A 17,979-nucleotide genomic window follows, 5' to 3' on the forward strand; every position below is an offset into this window, starting at 1 on the left:
TTTGGGGTGGATTTTTGCTTCTGGTTTTCAAGGATTCACAGGAAGGTTCATTCCGGGCCTGAAGGCGTGATTTTGTTCAACACGATTTACAATGGGAATCAAAGTGTGAATACGAGCAGCTTGGAAGTATCGAATCCCGAGACCCGTGTGCCAGGTGACAGACCGGGCCGGCATAACCGGATACTTGTGGTCGACGATGAGCTCGGATTACGGGAAATCTGTGAGGAAGCTCTGGTTGAGAACGGGTATACTGTTTTTTGTGTAGGGTCCGGGCAGGAGGCTTTGGATTATCTTGCCAAGGCCGAAGTGGACATGATTCTTTCGGATTTCCGTATGCCCAACATGTCCGGACTTGAGCTTTTGGAAAAGGTTAAAACCCTGGGATTGGATCCTGATTTTCTGATCATGACGGGTTTTGGAACCATTGAGACCGCTGTCGAATGTATCAAGAAGGGAGCGGCTGATTATCTTCCCAAGCCTTTTAATATCAGTCACTTGCTCCTCAAAGTGAAAAAGGTGCTCAAGGATCGGAACGATCGCTTGGATCGCAAGAAATTAAGCAGCCTGGTCCGTATGCTCAATCTGAGCAACGCATTGAATGTCCAGCTGGATCTAGCCGCTCTGGTGCAGGAATTTTTGTTTCACGTTCAGAAAAATTTTGCTCCCGACAGTGTTCTTTTTCATCTCCCCAACACACTATCTCTCAATCGGGTCACGGTTCGCGGAGCCTTGCTACGGACAAACCGGCCGCTTTTCATCTGGCTCAATCAGATCTGCAAGACCGTGCAGCATCGGGGTGAATCCAAAATTGTGGATCAGTCGACCGTGTCACTGGAAGCCACCCCACCTCCATCAGGGGGCGAAGATTTTCCCTATTCGATCATGGTTGTTCCCATGCTTCAGTATTCTCAGGCTATCGGCACTATTGCCGTGGTCCGGTCCAAGGACAAACCCGGATATTCTCCAGCGGATCTTCAACTGTTGACAGTTTTTTCTTCACACATCGCCTCTTCTCTGCAAAATGCCCAGTTATACACCCGAATGAAAAATCTGAACTGGGAAGTCATCAGGTCCTATGCACGGGCCGTGGAGGCCAAGGACATCTATACACGCGGCCATTCGGAACGGGTCGCCACCTACGCCCAGAGTCTGGGGCAGTCCATTGGACTTTCCAGACAGGAACTCGACATTCTGTATATGGCTGGTGTTCTTCATGATATCGGGAAAATCGGTATCCCCGACAGCATCCTGAACAAACCCGACATTCTCACTCCAGATGAATATAATGTCATGAAGAGCCATCCCCAGGTAGGACGGGACATCCTGTCTCAGGTAACCAGCTTCAAGGAGATCCTGCCCGTTGTTTACCACCATCATGAACGAATTGACGGAAAGGGATACCCTGACGGTCTGAGAGGGAGCGAAATTCCTTTTTTGGCCAGGGTGATCTGCGTGGTTGACAGCTATGAGGCCATGACCTCGGATCGGGCTTACAGAAAGGCCCTGCCCTTGGAGACTGTGCGTACTATTCTTGAAGCGGGAGCGGGAACCCAGTGGCAAGACGATCTGGTTCGGGAGTGGCTTGCGTTGGTGGATTCCGATTCGTTGTCTCTGGAAAAATAATTCGTACCTGTTCAGGTCGAAATCCAACTCGTTGACCAGTCAGATGTGCAAACAAATGTAGCTTTCAGGTTTGGATTTTTGCGTCTTTCCATTCCCAAGCAGGCATATGCTTACAACCCGACCAAGGCTTCATCGCCTGCTTGCCAGCCCCCTCGAGGCATATGTAATATGCCGGACGTTGCGTGCGATTTTACCTCTTTCGATTTTCTTGTTTTTTATGGCAGACTTTCACGAGTAAGATACTAACAATTTGTAATTTTTAAAATTTCTTACACCCAGAATCTTCAATTTCTGAAACAACATTTTGATGGTTGCGATACTTTTTAGTTGGTTATTGTACGGCGTGTTCATGGGATATTTGAAATGATGTTAGGCAATCTATTATCAGGAGGATGCCTTTCTTGATCAGTGTGCTTGTAGTCGATGATTCGGCGTTCATGCGTAAGGCCATCAGCACGATGCTGGATAAGGATCCGGATATTCAGGTGGTTGGTACGGCCAGGAACGGGGCGGATGGACTGGATAAGGTCCGTCAGCTCAATCCGGACGTGGTGACCATGGATATCGAGATGCCCAGGATGGACGGGCTGACCGCACTCAAGCATATCATGATGGAGATGCCCAGACCGGTTTTGATGATCAGCTCCCTGACAACCGAAGGTGCAGAAGCCACATTGAAGGCCATGGAGGCCGGGGCTGTGGACTTCATTGCCAAGCGTCTCTCCCTGGTCAGTCTGGACATTGTCAGAATCGAGGATGAGCTGCGGGCCAAGGTCAAGGCGGTTGCCAAGCGTCGCATGCGTATCCTTCCCGTCAGAAGGAAACGACCGGTTCGGGAAGTCAAACAGATAGCCTCTATCCCGAGCCGGGAGGAACGGGGTCGGGTTGTACGCGATATCGTTGCCATCGGCGTATCCACGGGTGGGCCACCGGCGGTCCAGAAAATTCTTTCGGAACTTCCTGCGGATTTTCCCGCATGTATTCTCATTGCACAGCATATGCCCAAGACCTTTACAGGCCCTTTTGCCAAACGCCTGAATGAATCCAGTGCCCTTGATGTCAAAGAGGCGGAACCAGGAGATGTGGTCAAGCCGGGCAAGGTTTTTGTTTCACCCGGGGGGTCGCATCTGAAGATCAGGCAGCAGGTTACCCATATCAATGTGGTTGTCGAGAGCGAACCTGCAGATGCCCTGTACAAACCGTCTGCCAATGAACTTATCTCGTCGGTGGCCCGGGCCGTTGGAAAACGCGGACTCGGAGTCATACTTACAGGAATGGGCAGTGATGGGTGCGAAGGAATCAAGTTGCTCAAGGAGCGCGGTGGAACATCCATTGCGCAGAGTAATGAGACCTGTGTCGTCTATGGGATGCCCAAGGCCATTGTCGACGCGGGTCTGGCTGATAGGATCGTTGATCTTGAGGAAATGTCCGCAGCCATCTTCCAGGGTTTGTACTGATGCAACCGGGATCTGTTGAAATGTGGAGTTTTGAATACAACTAGCCGTTTTCATTTTCCATGAACGTTTTTATCGAGGTACTCGTTTAATGAATCATGATCAGGTTTTTGCCCTTCTCGAAAGCGATGATCCCGAATTGCAACGGGAAGGTGCCTTCATGGCCGGAGAGGACATAAACAGGCAGGCCATACCTTTTTTGACCGCCATGCTGACCAGCCCGAACCTGGGTGTTCAGGATGCCGCTGACATGTCCTTGCGAAAAATCGGTGGTAAGGAGGTCGTTGAAGCGATCATTCCCCTTTTGCGCAGTGAGAACGTGGCCACCCGAAATCTTTCCATGGATATCTTACGGCAGATAGGCTCCCAACATATTGCGCCGATTATTGCTCTTCTCAAAGATGATGATCCGGATGTTCGGATTTTTGCCAGTGATATTCTCGGGGCAACGAATAATTACATGGCCGTACATCCCTTGTGCGTAGCCATGTTACATGACAGTGAAGTCAATGTGCGTTATCAGGCGGCAGTGAGCTTGGGAGAACTGGGTAAACCCGAGGCCACCGAGGCCTTGAACAATGCCTTGGGCAGTGATGACTGGGTCAATTTTGCAGTCATCGAGGCGCTTATGAAAATCGGGGACGACGGCTCCATCACCGCACTCATGAGGGCCTTGGACAAAAGTTCCGAACTGGTCGCCTCGATTATCATAGATGCCCTGGGAGGGCTTGGTCATATCCGTGCGGTTCCTGTGCTGGTCAAGTATCTCGACAAATCAGCGCCTGCGTTGCGCAACAAAATACTGAAGGCCATTGTCAATATTATGGGTTCCAAAGGTTTGACATTGCTCTCTGACGAGGAGCGGTCCAGTTTTTCCAGGTATCTTTTTGCCGCTTCTGAAGATGACGATCATGAAATTCAGGATGCGGTCATTGTTGGCCTGTCCAGCCTGGGCGGGGAAGATGCGTCCAGGAAAATTTTTGCCCTGGCCACGAGCATCGATCCCGAAAAGGAACCTGATCGATATTCAAGGGCGATCAATGGATTGGTCGCTCAAGGCATGACCGAGGTATTGCGCGAGGGCTGTCGCTCCGATGATGATCGAGCTTCACACGTAGCCATCGACGTTCTCATCAGGCTGGGTACTCCTGCATCCGCTCAGGCGTGCATAGAGATCTTTTGGGAGAAGGGGCGCGACCTGCAGCGGGCCATTGCCAAAGGCATTTCGACCACGGCCTGTGAGCAGAGCAAACCCTTTTTCCTTCGTGTGCTCAGGGAATCGTCAGATGGCGATCTTCTCAAGAGCGCATTGCGGTTTTTGGGAATCCGGATGCGTTTTAAAGATGTGGTTGAGCAGGTCATTCCTTTTCTGAAACACCGGTTTAACGACGTCAAAGAGGTGGCTCTCGATGCCTGCGTGGCCATCGGCGGCAAGGAGATGGAAGATGTTTTTACCGCTATGCTCACGGATGCTGATTCCATTCAACGGATGATGGGTATTTACGGGTTGGCCCGAATCGACGCAGCGCGGTACATGGAGGAATTTGAAGCAGCTCTGGCCGATGATTCCGTCGATGTCAGAAGGGTGGCCATGGAATCTCTTATCGGGCTTTGTGACAGCAGCAAGGAGATTATGCCTCGGATAGTTTCCAGAATGATCAAGGACGAAAGTGTGGATATTCGTCGGAGTCTGGTCAATCTGCTCGGCACGTCACAATGCCCAGGCACGATTTCTTTTTTGGTCAAGGCCCTGGAGGATGAAGACATCTGGGTCCGGATACGGGCCGTGGAATCTCTGGGTGTTCGGGGCAGGGAGGAGGCCGTTTCTGCCCTGTCGACCTTGTTGGAAAACGACAATTCCCTTGTACGTATCAAGGTCACGAAGGCACTGGCTCAAATCGGTGGACAAAGGGCCTTCCAGGAATTGCTCAAGGTTTTGGAAACCGAGGATGTGGAAGTCCAGGAGGCTGCCGAACAGGCTCTGGACAGTATTCAGTCCGGCAGTGACGAGGTTTTTTGATGGCTGCTCTTTTTGCCCAATCCTCCTCGTTACAGAAGCAGTTCACCATCAAAAAAGATGAATTTTTCAAGTTGCGCGATTTCATCTACGATAAGTGTGGGATATATGTCCCGGACAACCGCAAGTATCTTTTGGAAAATCGTCTTCTGAACCGTCTCAAAACCCTTGGCCTCAAAAATTATGGGGAGTATCACGAATATCTGAGGTATGACCCCGGTGCTTACAGGGAACTCAAAGCGCTTTATTCCGTGGTTACAACCAACGAGACCAGCTTTTATCGGAATCCGCCACAGCTCAAAATCCTTGAAGACGGACTTTTGAAGACCCTGCTCGATGGGCAGAGACGCCGCGGAACTCAGGAATTGTCTATCTGGTCGGCCGGATGTTCTACCGGGGAAGAGCCGTATACGCTGGCCATGATCGTACTTGAGGTTTTGGGTCCTCAGCTCGGTGGGTGGAAGATCAATATTGCTGCCGGGGACCTTTCCGAGGGTGTCCTTGTCAGTGCACGCAGGGGCGAGTACGCTCCGTATGCACTCAGGACGACTCCCGATTACATCAGGGACAAGTATTTCGAAGTGGTGGAGGGTGGAAGGTACAGGGTCAAGGATAGTGTCAAACGTTTGGTCACCTTCCACACGATCAACCTCAAGGACCGGATGCAACTCCGGTCCATGCGACGGTCGCACCTGATTTTTTGTCGCAATGTACTCATCTATTTTGATGAGTCCATGAAAAAGCAGGTAATCAGCTCTTTTTATGACAATCTTTGCCCCGGTGGGTATCTTTTTATCGGTCACTCAGAATCATTGCATAACATTTCAAGGGCTTTCACCCCACAACATCACCCGGGAGCCATTGTGTACAAAAAGGAAGAGTGAGCATGGATGTGGATGGAAAGGAACGGCGCCAGTTCGCACGTTTGACACGACAGTTCAGTATGGAGATCAGCTCCTTCACGTTTCCCTTGTCAAAGATGCGTCCAATCGAGGTTACGGGAATCGATATCAGTACCGGTGGGGTGGCTGTACGTTGTTCCAAGGCATTCACCAAGGGTGAGCAGGTTCAGATCACCATCAACATTCCCAAGCTGAACAAGTATCATCCCGGATTTTTCAAGGTTTTTGAGAACGATCTCGGTCAACATATCACGGCGGTCGCAGAAATAGCCTGGAGCAATCCTGACCCCGAGCAGGATGATTTTATTCTCGGACTGGAGTTCGTGGATGTGTACGAAGATGATCTGCGTGCACTCCACAATCTGATCCGAAACGGCCTCGAGTAAAACACAGACAGTACCAATGCGCTTATCATGGTTTGGAGAGCGAGATGACGAAACATATCCTCATTGTGGATGATTCCAAGACCGTACGTAATCTGGTTGCCTTTATCCTGAAAAAGGAAGGATTCAGGGTGACCACAGCGGAAGATGGGCTTGATGGCCTGGAAAAACTGTACTCACATGGGGCGATAGATCTCATCGTTTCGGATGTGAACATGCCGCGGATGGACGGATTCACTTTTATCAAGACGGTACGTGAACAGCAGGGGTATAGGGATTTGCCCATTGTGGTTCTTTCGACAGAAGGCCAGGAAAAGGATATTCAGAACGGGATGAGCCTTGGAGCCAATCTGTACATGATCAAACCGGCTCAACCGGAGAAGCTGGTCCGCAACGTCAAAATGCTTCTTGGTTAGGGGATCATTCCGGGGAAGGGAATAACACGTACGTCAACAACCGATGTGGCATTGCGAGGCCCAATCATGAACCAAGAGTTTATGGATCCTGAAATTTTTTCCGAGTTTGTCGTAGAAGCTCGCGAGCATCTGGAGAATATCGAACCTTCTCTGCTTGAACTTGAAAAAAATCCGGATGATCCTGGTTTGCTTGATGATATTTTTCGTCTCATGCACTCTTTGAAAGGCGCTTCAGGTTTTTTGGGGTTGAGTCGGATAAACGGATTGACCCATAAGGCCGAAAATATCCTTGATGAGATTCGCAAGGGTAACATGAATCTGACCCCGGGCATCACCGACCTGATCCTTGTTTCCACCGACGCCCTCAAGGCCATGGTTGAAAATCTCGAGCAAACCGCCAAGGAAGGGGACGTGGAAACCGCTTCAGTCATTGAAAAGATCGATGCACTGCTCAAAGGGGAAACACCCGCTCCCGCTCCCGAAGCCGCTCCTGTCCCTGATCCTGATCAGGATCAGGTTCCCGAGTCTTTACCCAAACCAGAGCCGTCACCCGCATCCGAACAATCCGTATCCGTTGAAGAGCCGTTGGATGAAGAGCAGGCCCCCCAGGGATATGACCTGACCCTGGTCAATCAGGATCATCTGGGAGATTTTCTTGAGGAAGCACGGGAGATCGTGGAGGAACTCAACGATAATCTGCTCACCCTTGAAAAGACTCCTGAATCCGGGGGCGACATTGTCAATGATATTTTCAGATTTTTCCACAATCTCAAGGGAAACAGCGGGATTATCGGGTACAAGGAACTCAATGGACTGACCCATGAGGCCGAAACCCTGCTGAACAAGGTCAGGAAAGAAGAAATTCCGGTGAGTCATTCGCTGGTCGATCTGCTCCTCGATGTCGTTGATTCCATGGATGAGCTGCTCGCCTGCATTCAGATGGATGGCCGTGTGGTGCCCGTGGACGTTTCCAGGACCACGGACCGTGTCCGACACCTGTTGAGTACAGGTGAAATCAAAACATTGGCACCAGATGTCCCGCCTCTGGTGGAAGGGGATGCTTCGACCAGGGAGCAGGTTGATGACCAGGAATTTCAGGATGACGGAGCTGATCCTGAAGATGTGCAGATTTTTTCCCAGACCGTTGCGCAGCAATTAAGCAATATTAATTTTGCGTTGACATCCCTTGAAGAGGATAGCAGCCAGCCCCAGATTATTGATGGACTCTATCGATCATTGGTCAGTATCCAAAATGCTTCAGGCTACATGGGTCTGGACGAAATAAACGAGTATGTCGGACGGGTGGCCGGTTTGGTGGATCAGGGCCGTTCAGCGGATATGGATTTTGCCGGACTGATCGATATTCTGCGTCAGGAACGGGATATTGTCTGGGATAAGATCGATGCCGCACTCACCACCCTTGGAGGGGTTTCCCTGGAGGAATTGGTGGCCGCCAGCTGGGGAAATGGTCAGGCGGAAGCGGGTGAATCAGTTCAAACCGACAATGCCCAAAAATCCGATGAACCCACTGCTTTATTGCCGGAAACGTCCCGGGAATCTTCGTCAGAACCTGAACCCATTGTCGAGAAAAAAACCTCCGAGCCGAAGGGGAGCTCGTCCGCCAGCGAAGTCGGATCTCCAGCTGCCGCATCTTCTTCATCCAAGACTGGAACGAATGTCCCCCCAACTCCCGAATCAAAGCCGACCAAGCCCCCGTCCAAGGAAAATGGTTCCAAAGCGGGGCAACGTGCCAAACTCCCCTCCACCATCCGGGTCGATCACACCAAGCTTGATCATCTCATGAATCTCATCGGTGAGTTGATCATCAACCGGAACCGATTTGCCATGCTCGCCAGGGGACTCGAAGAGGGCCAGGACGTGAACGAGGTCGCCCAGATGCTCAGCGAAACAACCTATTCCGTGGGCCGTATCTCGGATGATCTTCAGGACACGATCATGAATGTACGTATGGTACCTGTACAATCGGTGTTTTCCCGGTTTCCCAGACTGGTCAGAGATTTGAGCCAGAAGAGCGGGAAACAGGTTGAGTTGATTACAGAAGGCGAGGATACGGAACTCGATAAAAGTGTGGTCGAAGAGATCGGTGATCCCTTGGTGCATCTTATCCGTAATGCCGTGGATCATGGCATCGAGTCAGCGGAAGAACGTGCTCAGACCGGTAAGCCCGACAAGGCCAGGGTCTGGCTGCGTGCCTTTCACAAGGGAAATTCCGTGGGCATCGAGGTCGAAGATGACGGCAAGGGGATTGATCCGAAAAAAATGCGGGCCCAGGCCATTCGCAAGGGAGTGATCACGGAGGAAGAGGCGCGGAGCATGGATGACCGCGCATCCATCGAGCTCATGTTCGCTCCGGGATTTTCCACGGCTGATCAGATAACCGATATCTCGGGCCGGGGTGTGGGTATGGATGTGGTCCGAAACAACATCAAAAATTTGAAGGGGAGCATTGCCGTTCAATCGGAAGTCGGGAAGGGAACACGTATCACCCTGACCCTCCCCTTGACCCTGGCCATCATCGATGCCCTGATGATCAAGGTGGATGACGCCATCTACGCCATACCCCTGGATGCGGTCTCTGAAACCACCAAGATCGAGACCGCCCGGCTCAGCGAGGTCAACGGCCAGAAGGCGGTCACCCTGCGTGGGGAGGTTCTCGGGCTGGTCGAGCTGGCCGAATTGCTCGGTCTCACCTGTCATGACGGCAAGCGTGATCTTTTGCCAACGGTCGTATTGACCGTGAATGATCGTCGTCTTGGACTGGTTGTGGATACATTGTTGGAACGACAGGATGTGGTCATCAAATCGCTGGGAGACTATCTTGGTGATCTGCCCGGGATTTCAGGAGCAACCATCATGGGTGACGGAAGTGTCGTTCTCATTCTTGATCCTCACGAGATTTACAGGATGGCCACTTCCCGCGCGGGCATCTGATTGGAGTTTTTACTGTTTTTTGCCATCGACAAAGGCCCCCGGAACTGTGTGTTCCGGGGGCCTTTATTGATGTGAGTACATTGTGGTCGGGTTCAGCTCCAGAAATAGAGGACCAAAGGGGCGATGAGCAGCCGGTAATAGGCAAAAGGACGCAGGGATATTTTCTGGACCAGAGAGATGAAAACCTTGACCGCGGCCCAGGCCGACAAAAAGGCAAAGACGAATCCGATAGCGAGAATGAGGATGTCCTCACCCTCGAAAAGGGTCCAATGGGAGAGCAGGTCAAAACCCGTTGCAGCGATCATGATGGGGACCGCGGCAATGAACGAGTATTCTGCGGCAAGTTTTCTGTCCGCACCAAGGAGCATGCCCCCGAGGATGGTCGCGGCGGACCGTGAAAAGCCGGGCCATAGGGCCAGACATTGGAAGCAGCCGATTCCCAGGGCGAGTTTGGGGGTGATGGCGTCGAGTGTCCTGAATTTCTTCCGGGTAGACATTTGTTCCACGATAATGATGGCTACGGCACCGATTCCCAGAGCCCAGGCCACGGTCTGGGGGGTGAAGAGGTAGGTCTTTATCTGTTTGTGGACCAGAAGTCCCAGTACAGAGGCCGGGATGGAGGTCAGGATGAGCAGGGAGATCCCCCTGACGCCGGTGAAGGAACGGTTGGGATCGGGGCGCAGCAGCCCGAGAAATGTCGGCCAGTAGAGAACGACAACGGCTAAAATGGCCCCAAGCTGAATGACCACTTCAAAGACGTAGGCCTTGAGCCCGGTGAATCCGAGCAGATGGCCGGCTATGATCAAATGGCCGGTGGAGGAGACCGGAAGAAATTCGGTCAGCCCCTCGATGATACCGAGAATGATGGCGGAGAATATATGGTCCATAATTTAGAGGATCTTGGCCAGAAAGCTCTGCACCCGATCATTGTTCAGGTTTTTGCTGAAAAATTCCTTGGGGTCTCCCTGGGCGATGAATCCCCCCTGCTCCATGAAGATGACCCGGTCGGCGATCTCCCGGGCAAATCCCATCTGGTGGGTGACGACGATCATGGTCATACCTTCCTTGGCCAACGAGCGGATGGTCTCGAAGACCTCGCCGACCAGTTCCGGATCCAGGGCCGATGTGGGTTCATCGAAAAGCATGAGCTTGGGACGCATGGCAATGGCCCGGGCAATGGCCACGCGCTGTTTTTGTCCCCCTGAAAGAGTTGCCGGAAAGAAATCTTTTTTGTCCACGATTCCCACTTTGTCGAGCATGACCATGGCGATTTCCCGGGCCTCCTCGGGGGATTTTTTCTGTACGGTCAGGGGGCCTTCCATGACATTGCCGAGTACGGTCATGTGAGGGAAAAGGTGGAAGTGTTGAAAAACCATACCGATTTCCGAGCGCAGCCTGCAGATTCGCGACGGCTTGTCCAGAATCATGCGGCCTTTCTTGTGCACGTACCCGACATTTTTGCCCTCAAAGAGAATCGTGCCCTCGTCGATTTCCTCCAGGAAATTGATCGCCCGAAGCAGGGTTGACTTTCCCGAACCGGAGGGGCCGATGATGACCAGTTTTTCGCCGGGGTTGATTTCAAGAGATACATTGTCAACGGCCGTGAGCGAACCGAATCGTTTGACGATATTTTTTAGCCGGATAAGCGGGGCGGAATTATCGGTTTTCATAGGCTCCCACAATGGCTTCTATTTTTTCAAAGATCACCGTAAATATCGAGGTAAGGGCAAGATAGATCATGGCGGCAAGGGCCAAAACCGTGATATTGAAATAGGTGTTGAAGAGAAGATCCGCAGACCGCATGAGTTCGACCATGGCGATGGTCGAGACCAGGGCCGTGTCCTTGATCAGGGCGATGAATTCGTTGCCGATCGGGGGCATGAGACGCTTGTAGGTCTGGGGAATGATGACCCGGCGCATGGATTGTCCATAGGTCATGCCCAGAGCCTTGGCCGCCTCGGTCTGGCCGTAATCGATGCTCTGGATGGCACCTCGGATGATCTCGGCCAAATAGGCTGAATAGTTGAGGGAAAGCCCCATGATGGCGGCGGTGATCGGCCTGAGTGTCACCCCGAAGGTGGGCAGGGCATAGTAGATGAAGAAGAGCTGCAGCAGAAGCGGGGTTCCCCGAAAAATCCAGATGATGAACCAGCAGAGCATGGTCAGGGGCTTGAAGGAGCTGATTCGGCCCAGGGCGATGAGGAGCCCGCCGATGGGAGAGATGAGGATGGTCAAAACCACCAGCAACAGGGTCATCACCGTACCCTTGGCCAGGGCCGGGAGGAACTTGACGGTATCCAGAAAGAATTGAGCGTAAGCCGGGCGGCTGACCTGGTCGATGGAGGCCAGAAAGTTCGTTGCTTCGGGATTGTCCGGATAGACCGCCAGGACTTCCTTGCATGCCTCGGTTGCCTGGTCATACTCCTCGATGGAGAAAAACATCCGGGCGAGGAGCATTCTGCTTTGGACAAAACTGCCGTCGTCACCATTTTCGTCTGGTGCAGGTACCTGGTACAATAGGTCGGTGGCTTTCTGGATATCCCCTACGCTCAGGGCGTTTCTTCCCTGGATCAGCAATTCGCTCGGGTCGGCCGCCAGGCAGTTGCCGGTCCAGAGGATCGGTGCCAGAAACAAAAAAACGAGCAGGAATGATTGCACATACCCGCCCGTCACAAGGTGCTTCGTTGTGGTGTGCCTCAAGACAATTCCCTGCATGGTTTCGAGGATGGAGTAACAAGCGGGTTCCTCGTTCCGGATCTCAGGAACGAGGAACCCTGTAACTCACACATGTGGCCAAAAAGCCATGGTGAGATCGGTGCTTCTACCAGGTTGCAGGATTGGTCAGATCTTCGGCAAACCATTTTCTGGAGATGGTAGCTGTTTCGCCGTTTGCAACCATTTCGTCGATAGCCTGCTGGACCTTGGCGCGCAAGGAGTCATCGGCCTTTCGGAAGGCAACCCCAAAAGGAGCCTTGGTGATGAATTCGGGAAGGATCTTGTACACGCCGGGTTTTTTGGAGATGATGTCCCGGGCGACCAGATTGTCCAGGACCACGCAGTCCAACCGGCCGGATTCCATGTCGAGCATGGCCTTGGGGTTGGTTTCGTACTGGTTGAGCTGTTTGGGTTCATTGGGCAGGGCCTCGATGGCCTTCATGGCTGTGGAGCCCTGCTGGATGCCAACGACCTTGCCGCCGAGATCTGCAGGAGTCGTGATGGATGTATTGGACATGACCACGGCAGCCACCTGGCCGTCCATCATATAGGGCTTGGAAAAGTTGACCTTTTCCTCACGTTCTTCAGTGATGGTCATCCCGTTCCAGATGCAATCGAATTTGTTGGCGTACAACGAGGGGATGACCCCTTTCCATGCGGTGGGAACCCATTTGATCTTCAGGCCGAGTTTCTTGCCCACGGCTTCGGCAAAATCGATGTCGAAACCGTACAATTTGCCATCAGCCTTACGAAAGGCCATGGGTGGGAAGTCGTCATCCAGACCGATACGCAGCTCACCTTTGGATTGGATCTGCTGCCATGAATCGTCGGCTGCCGAAGCGGTGCCAACCAGGGCCAGAACGAACAGGGGAACAAGCATCTTGAGCAGGGTTTTCACAGTGCCTCCTAGTTGTTTGGAAATCGTGGACGAGCTGGGCTGAAAAAAGGATGAACCGGGGATTGTGATACATATGATCACGTACACGATGGAGCACGAGAACATGTGTTCGGACCATATCGTCTTGTGCCTGATCGTGCAGTGTGCTTCTGCTGCACAAAAAAGAACATAAAAGACGACGATACCGGATAGCCGAAGGCTGTTCAAGTTGCAAGCGTGGATATGGCTCTGTACTTTTATCAGGGGACTGCGTATGGGGTGGGGCACACCGATTATCATCCTGCATGCAGGGATCAAGGAGGAACCCATGACGACGATAATTCCTGAAGGCAAACAATTGCGCATGGCCGTTGAATGGATCGAGGAGCACTTACGTCAGGATGGGGAGATCAAGAATCTCCTCAAGGATGTGGGCATGCGTTTTAATCTCGGACCCGAAGACGAACGGTATCTGTACCGTCTGTATCTTGAAAAGGACGAAACCGCTTCCTGAACCGGAGACATCCGGATTTTTAATCGGTTGTCGAGCCCATGGATATGACTGGCCTACCAGATCGCGAGCTCAACGGTTCACGAACTGGTAGGTCTCCTTTGTAGGGAAGATGACGATGATATCCCAAATGACACGTATACAATTGTCTTGATCGAGGAGTCCACGATCGTGCGTATTTTGCAGCGCCAGATCTTCAAGGAGCTGGTGACCATTTTCGGGGTCTGCCTGGGGGCGGTACTCGTGGTTCTTCTCATCGGCAGGCTGCTCCAGATGCGGGAGCTCGTCATGGGGCAGGATGTTTCCGTGATCGAGCTGGGCAAACTTTTTGTTTTTTTGAGTCCTTTTTTCATGAGTCTGCTCATTCCCGTTTCCTGTATGTTGGCCATTTTTTTGACTTTCCTGCGGATGGGAACGGACAGGGAGCTCATTGCCCTGCGGGCCGGGGGACTCGGGGTGTATCGGTTTCTGCCCGGGCCCCTGGTGTTTTCATTGCTGGGTGTTTTCAGTTGCGCGGTGATGACATTGTACGGGATTTCCTGGGGCATGGATCATTTCAGACAGACCGTGTACGAACTGGCTCGCACCAAGGCCACCCTGCGTCTTCAACCCGGGGTGTTCAACAAGGATTTTTCCGGCCTGACCATTTTTGCCCTGCGGGTCGATGCCCGAACCGGAGAGATGGAAAGGGTCTTTGTGGAGGACGCCACCAACAGGGATTTGCGAACGACCATTGTTGCACCAAAAGGGCGGATCACCACGGATCCCGATCAGGGTGAAATGTTTTTCCTGCTTTCGGATGGAACCATTTATCGATTTACCGACGATGAGATCGATGAGATCGGATTTGCCACCTATCAGGTGAGAATGGACCTGAGTCGGCTCCTTGGGAGCGTGGATGGGTTGGGAGACAAACGCATCAAATCGCTGTCTTTGGAGGAGATTCGTGACCGTTTGGCATCCCTGGACAGCGGGGATACGAAGGACCTTCAACAATGGCGGGATCTGAAGTCCGAGTTGTATAAACGATACGCGCTGCCTGTTGCCTGTCTTGTTCTAGGGCTTTTCGCCATTCCACTGGCCTTTCTCTTTCAGGGAATGAATCGTCAGTATGGGCTGATCCTGGTACTCGGCTTTTTCATGCTTTACTATTCCCTGTTTTCTCTGGGGATGGTTCTGGGGGAAACCGGGGATCTTGCCCCAGGGTTGGCCATGTGGATGCCCAACGTGATTTTTGCCCTGCTGACCATGGGGGGGTTCGTTCTTGTTGCCCGGGAAAAGAACGTGAATATCCTGCCTTTTTTTCGCTGGATTCGGAATTGTCTGGGGGCAAGGAATCCAGATCCTGATGGAAACGGCAATCGTGTTTCATAAACCCGGCAGAACAATCCATCTGATCGCCTTGTTTTCCAGAGCGTGGACTCTCACCTCGTCCTGTTAGTCGTCCCGTTTTGATTCATTCTACTGAAATTGATGGCTTTTACAGCCGTTTTGGTTAAAAGATACCGTGGCTATAAAAAACAGAATCCTGGTTCACTATCTGATCCGACAAAATCTTTTTTTGCTGGCCTTGGTTTTCGGGGCCGGCATAGGCATCTATCTGCTGATCGAATTGTTCGATCGTCTGGACGATTTCTTAAAGGCCGGTGTGGGGCTATCGTCCATTGTGATGTATTTCGTAGCCAAGACCCCGTTGATCATATCCCAGATATTTCCAGCCGTATTTTTGCTGTCTCTGCTCATCCAGTTCAGCATCATGCACCGCAATCGGGAGATCATCGCCTTGACTTCCTGTGCGGTCCCTTTCGGTGCCGTAGGCAAGGTCGTTCTTGTCTATGCCTTTGTCTGGAGTGCGTTGCTTTTCGGTTTTTCCCAGGTTGTGGGGACAAAGGGGTACAATGTGGCCCACCAGATCTGGAAGGAAGATGTCCGCAAAAAGCAGCTTTCCGAGCAGGTGTTGGGCAATGTCTGGTTCAGGGAGGACAACAGGATTGTCAGGATCGGATCGTTCAAGCCCTTTCAGGGGACTGGGAGCGGGCTGGTCATGTATGCCCTCGCCGCTGATGGAAAAAGCGTGGAGATGGTCACCGAGGCCCGTCGGGTCGAGGTTCACGGGACACGATGGCTCCTTACGGGCGTGAATCACATTGATATTAAATCCTTTTCCCGATGGACAGAAGATCGCACGGAACTGGTTTTACAGACCGATCCGCGCTCCTTTGCAACCCTGGAGAGCGAAAAAGACCCTCAATATCTCAGCTATTGGAATCTTGCCAAGGTCGCCAAGGGGCTTGGTGCGGCCGGTTCCAATGTAGAGGCCTTGATCACCTCCCTGCACGCAAAGATAAGCTATCCCTTTTCCCTTATGGTCATGGCCTGCGCAGCCATTGTCCTTACTCTTGCCATTTCCAATATCTATGCGAGCGTTCTTGCGGGACTGGCTCTCGTGTTTGTCTACTATGCCATGTTCGTCATGAGCACGGCAGCCGGAGAGAGTGGTCTGCTTCCTCCGATAGTGGCTGCGTGGATGCCAAACACTGTTTTCGGACTGGGTTTTCTCGCCCTTTTGGGAATCAATTCGTTTGAAAAGGGACGTTGACTCGGTTGACCAGGAATCGTGTTATTTGACCTGGGAACGATCAAGCTCCACGAGGAGTACGTCGTTGGAGCCGGGCTCTGCAATGGCGACGAAACCACCTTTTCTATCGATATAGACAATCCCTTTTTCGAGTTCCTCGAAATCCTCTTCGTTGACAATGGCCGCGTCGGCCTTGAACATGTGCATGATTTCCCCTTGTGTAGAGTTGTTTGTTGAAAAATGTCGAACATGGCTGATGGCTCAGGTTTTCAGACCACAGGAACCAAGGCCATGAGAGGGTTGCAGAACATTTTGCCTCCCGGATGTATCACCACCTTGAAACAATGAGAATATGATGGAACTACCCGGCCACTATCTTGGAGCGGTGAACACCTCAGGTGATCCTGCGTCCTGGTCCAGGGAATTTTCTCTGGAAATCCGGTCCAGCGGTTCGTATGCGCTTTTTGTACGTGATGAAGACGGATATGTGATGATGGTCCATTCCGGTACTTCCGGCCGCTCTCTGGCTGAATTCGTGCTCAAAAATGGATTCGATCATCTGGAAATCCAAGCCGATATCAGGGACATCGATCCCCATTTTGCCGCAGAATATGCCCGAATCATCGAAGAGAGAACCTGAGATTCGGATATCTCCCCCAATCTACAATACTCTTCCTTCGGGGCCGATGTCGGCAGCCAAATCAGCCCTGCCGTTTTTCTTGATCATCAAGGCCCGGACGCACCCCTGCCAGGTTTTTTCGTTTCTGCAGATATTTCTGATCGATGCCTTGACCTGGGGATTGTCTGATTGCTGGAAAAAAATAAAAAATTTACAATGAGTTGAAAATGGACACATGGGATTATCCCTTAAAGGTTACTCATGCGGCCAAGCCGCAGTTTTAGGTTTTAAGTTTTAAGTTTTAAGTTCAAGCTGTTATAAAATTTTCGTAACTATTCAGGTGCATTTCCCGGGAATCAGAATTGTAAATTTTAGAAATTTAAGAGATTTAAGAAATTACAGGCGGTTAGCGTGCAGGTCCTTAATTTCTAAAATTTCTGAAATCCTTAAATCTCTAAAATTTAGGGGCTGGCACTCAAATTTAAGATTACATTGCAGTCTGTTGCGCCTGATAAATTTTGACCTGAATAGTTACAAATTTTCTTGTTTTTTATGGCAGACTTTTACGAGTAAGGTACCAATGAATGATAAAGGTGATGGGTGTGAAGGTTTCGTAGCGCCTGCCTATCCGCGCCTCTTCGTGTTCCTGGACCAATGCGGCTATGAGTTCTAAGGCCGCATTTTTTTTTGAATTGGTCCCTGTATCAGGGAATCCACCCCAAGATTTTCATGAGCCAGGGAGAGATGGATGTCAGCATGACTGATGATTTTGAAGACCATGGTTCATCCATGACAGATGCAGATATGGTGAAGCTTACGATCATGCCAAAATCCGTTTTGTTTTTCAATGAGATATTAATCCTCCTTCCTGGTAGATCCAGGCTGCTCGGGGCGTTGGGTTTCCAGGAATTTCGTTGCTGATCTCCTGCAGG

General features: G+C 51.6%; 18 protein-coding genes. 12 read left to right on the plus strand and 6 right to left on the minus strand.

The window, feature by feature from the left end:
* Window positions 1-105 precede the first annotated feature (105 nt).
* The 7 genes from ACTVJH_RS01400 to ACTVJH_RS01430 all read left to right on the plus strand — a co-directional run bounded on the left by ACTVJH_RS01400 (window position 106) and on the right by ACTVJH_RS01430 (window position 9,747).
* Window positions 106-1,623 (plus strand): HD domain-containing phosphohydrolase, encoded by a 1,518-nt coding sequence (locus ACTVJH_RS01400; RefSeq protein WP_455986711.1) that lies wholly within the window; start codon window positions 106-108, stop codon window positions 1,621-1,623.
* A gap of 401 nt (window positions 1,624-2,024) precedes the next feature.
* A complete protein-coding gene (locus tag ACTVJH_RS01405; RefSeq protein WP_455986713.1) occupies window positions 2,025-3,080 on the plus strand; it encodes a protein-glutamate methylesterase/protein-glutamine glutaminase in 1,056 nt (351 codons plus the stop codon).
* An 88-nt stretch (window positions 3,081-3,168) separates the two neighbouring features.
* Window positions 3,169-5,097, plus strand: a complete 1,929-nt coding sequence (locus ACTVJH_RS01410) for a HEAT repeat domain-containing protein (RefSeq protein WP_455986715.1) — start codon at window positions 3,169-3,171, stop codon at window positions 5,095-5,097.
* On the plus strand, window positions 5,097-5,978 hold the full coding sequence (locus ACTVJH_RS01415; RefSeq protein WP_455986717.1) for a CheR family methyltransferase: 882 nt from the start codon (window positions 5,097-5,099) through the stop codon (window positions 5,976-5,978). Before ACTVJH_RS01410 ends, ACTVJH_RS01415 begins: the two co-directional genes overlap by 1 nt.
* A gap of 2 nt (window positions 5,979-5,980) precedes the next feature.
* The gene (locus ACTVJH_RS01420; protein ID WP_455986719.1) at window positions 5,981-6,382 is read left to right on the plus strand and encodes a PilZ domain-containing protein; all 402 of its coding nucleotides are present in this window, start codon (window positions 5,981-5,983) and stop codon (window positions 6,380-6,382) included.
* Between the two features lie 44 nt (window positions 6,383-6,426).
* Window positions 6,427-6,795 carry a response regulator gene (locus ACTVJH_RS01425; RefSeq protein ID WP_455986721.1) on the plus strand — a complete coding sequence of 123 codons (369 nt, stop codon included), beginning with the start codon at window positions 6,427-6,429 and terminating at the stop codon, window positions 6,793-6,795.
* A gap of 66 nt (window positions 6,796-6,861) precedes the next feature.
* A complete protein-coding gene (locus tag ACTVJH_RS01430; protein ID WP_455986723.1) occupies window positions 6,862-9,747 on the plus strand; it encodes an Hpt domain-containing protein in 2,886 nt (961 codons plus the stop codon).
* Window positions 9,748-9,839: 92 nt separating this feature from the next.
* Here ACTVJH_RS01430 and ACTVJH_RS01435 read toward each other — a convergent pair whose 3' ends face one another.
* The 4 genes from ACTVJH_RS01435 to ACTVJH_RS01450 form a co-directional block, all read right to left on the minus strand.
* Window positions 9,840-10,634 carry an undecaprenyl-diphosphate phosphatase gene (locus ACTVJH_RS01435; protein WP_455986725.1) on the minus strand — a complete coding sequence of 265 codons (795 nt, stop codon included), beginning with the start codon at window positions 10,632-10,634 and terminating at the stop codon, window positions 9,840-9,842.
* 3 nt (window positions 10,635-10,637) lie between these two features.
* Entirely contained in the window at window positions 10,638-11,417 is a 780-nt protein-coding gene (locus ACTVJH_RS01440; protein ID WP_455986727.1) for an amino acid ABC transporter ATP-binding protein, read from the minus strand.
* On the minus strand, window positions 11,404-12,405 hold the full coding sequence (locus ACTVJH_RS01445; RefSeq protein ID WP_455986729.1) for an ABC transporter permease subunit: 1,002 nt from the start codon (window positions 12,403-12,405) through the stop codon (window positions 11,404-11,406). Before ACTVJH_RS01445 ends, ACTVJH_RS01440 begins: the two co-directional genes overlap by 14 nt.
* Window positions 12,406-12,568: 163 nt before the next feature.
* Window positions 12,569-13,360 (minus strand): amino acid ABC transporter substrate-binding protein, encoded by a 792-nt coding sequence (locus tag ACTVJH_RS01450; protein WP_455986731.1) that lies wholly within the window; start codon window positions 13,358-13,360, stop codon window positions 12,569-12,571.
* Between the two features lie 307 nt (window positions 13,361-13,667).
* Between ACTVJH_RS01450 and ACTVJH_RS01455 the strand changes: the two genes are divergently transcribed.
* The 3 genes from ACTVJH_RS01455 (at window position 13,668) to ACTVJH_RS01465 (ending at window position 16,449) form a co-directional block, all read left to right on the plus strand.
* A complete protein-coding gene (locus tag ACTVJH_RS01455) occupies window positions 13,668-13,853 on the plus strand; it encodes a hypothetical protein (protein WP_455986733.1) in 186 nt (61 codons plus the stop codon).
* A gap of 168 nt (window positions 13,854-14,021) precedes the next feature.
* Window positions 14,022-15,224 carry an LPS export ABC transporter permease LptF gene (gene lptF / locus ACTVJH_RS01460; protein WP_455986735.1) on the plus strand — a complete coding sequence of 401 codons (1,203 nt, stop codon included), beginning with the start codon at window positions 14,022-14,024 and terminating at the stop codon, window positions 15,222-15,224.
* Between the two features lie 133 nt (window positions 15,225-15,357).
* A complete protein-coding gene (locus tag ACTVJH_RS01465; protein ID WP_455986737.1) occupies window positions 15,358-16,449 on the plus strand; it encodes an LptF/LptG family permease in 1,092 nt (363 codons plus the stop codon).
* A gap of 21 nt (window positions 16,450-16,470) precedes the next feature.
* Here the strand turns inward: ACTVJH_RS01465 and ACTVJH_RS01470 are convergent, their stop codons facing one another.
* Entirely contained in the window at window positions 16,471-16,635 is a 165-nt protein-coding gene (locus ACTVJH_RS01470) for a hypothetical protein (protein WP_455986739.1), read from the minus strand.
* Window positions 16,636-16,780: 145 nt separating this feature from the next.
* On the opposite strand from ACTVJH_RS01470, the gene ACTVJH_RS01475 reads away from it, so the two are divergent.
* Window positions 16,781-17,068, plus strand: a complete 288-nt coding sequence (locus tag ACTVJH_RS01475; protein ID WP_455986741.1) for a hypothetical protein — start codon at window positions 16,781-16,783, stop codon at window positions 17,066-17,068.
* A gap of 21 nt (window positions 17,069-17,089) precedes the next feature.
* Here the strand turns inward: ACTVJH_RS01475 and ACTVJH_RS01480 are convergent, their stop codons facing one another.
* Window positions 17,090-17,284, minus strand: a complete 195-nt coding sequence (locus ACTVJH_RS01480; protein ID WP_455986743.1) for a hypothetical protein — start codon at window positions 17,282-17,284, stop codon at window positions 17,090-17,092.
* A gap of 492 nt (window positions 17,285-17,776) precedes the next feature.
* On the opposite strand from ACTVJH_RS01480, the gene ACTVJH_RS01485 reads away from it, so the two are divergent.
* Window positions 17,777-17,968 carry a hypothetical protein gene (locus ACTVJH_RS01485; RefSeq protein ID WP_455986745.1) on the plus strand — a complete coding sequence of 64 codons (192 nt, stop codon included), beginning with the start codon at window positions 17,777-17,779 and terminating at the stop codon, window positions 17,966-17,968.
* Window positions 17,969-17,979 lie beyond the last annotated feature (11 nt).

This window comes from Desulfoplanes sp. PS50 (assembly GCF_053851535.1).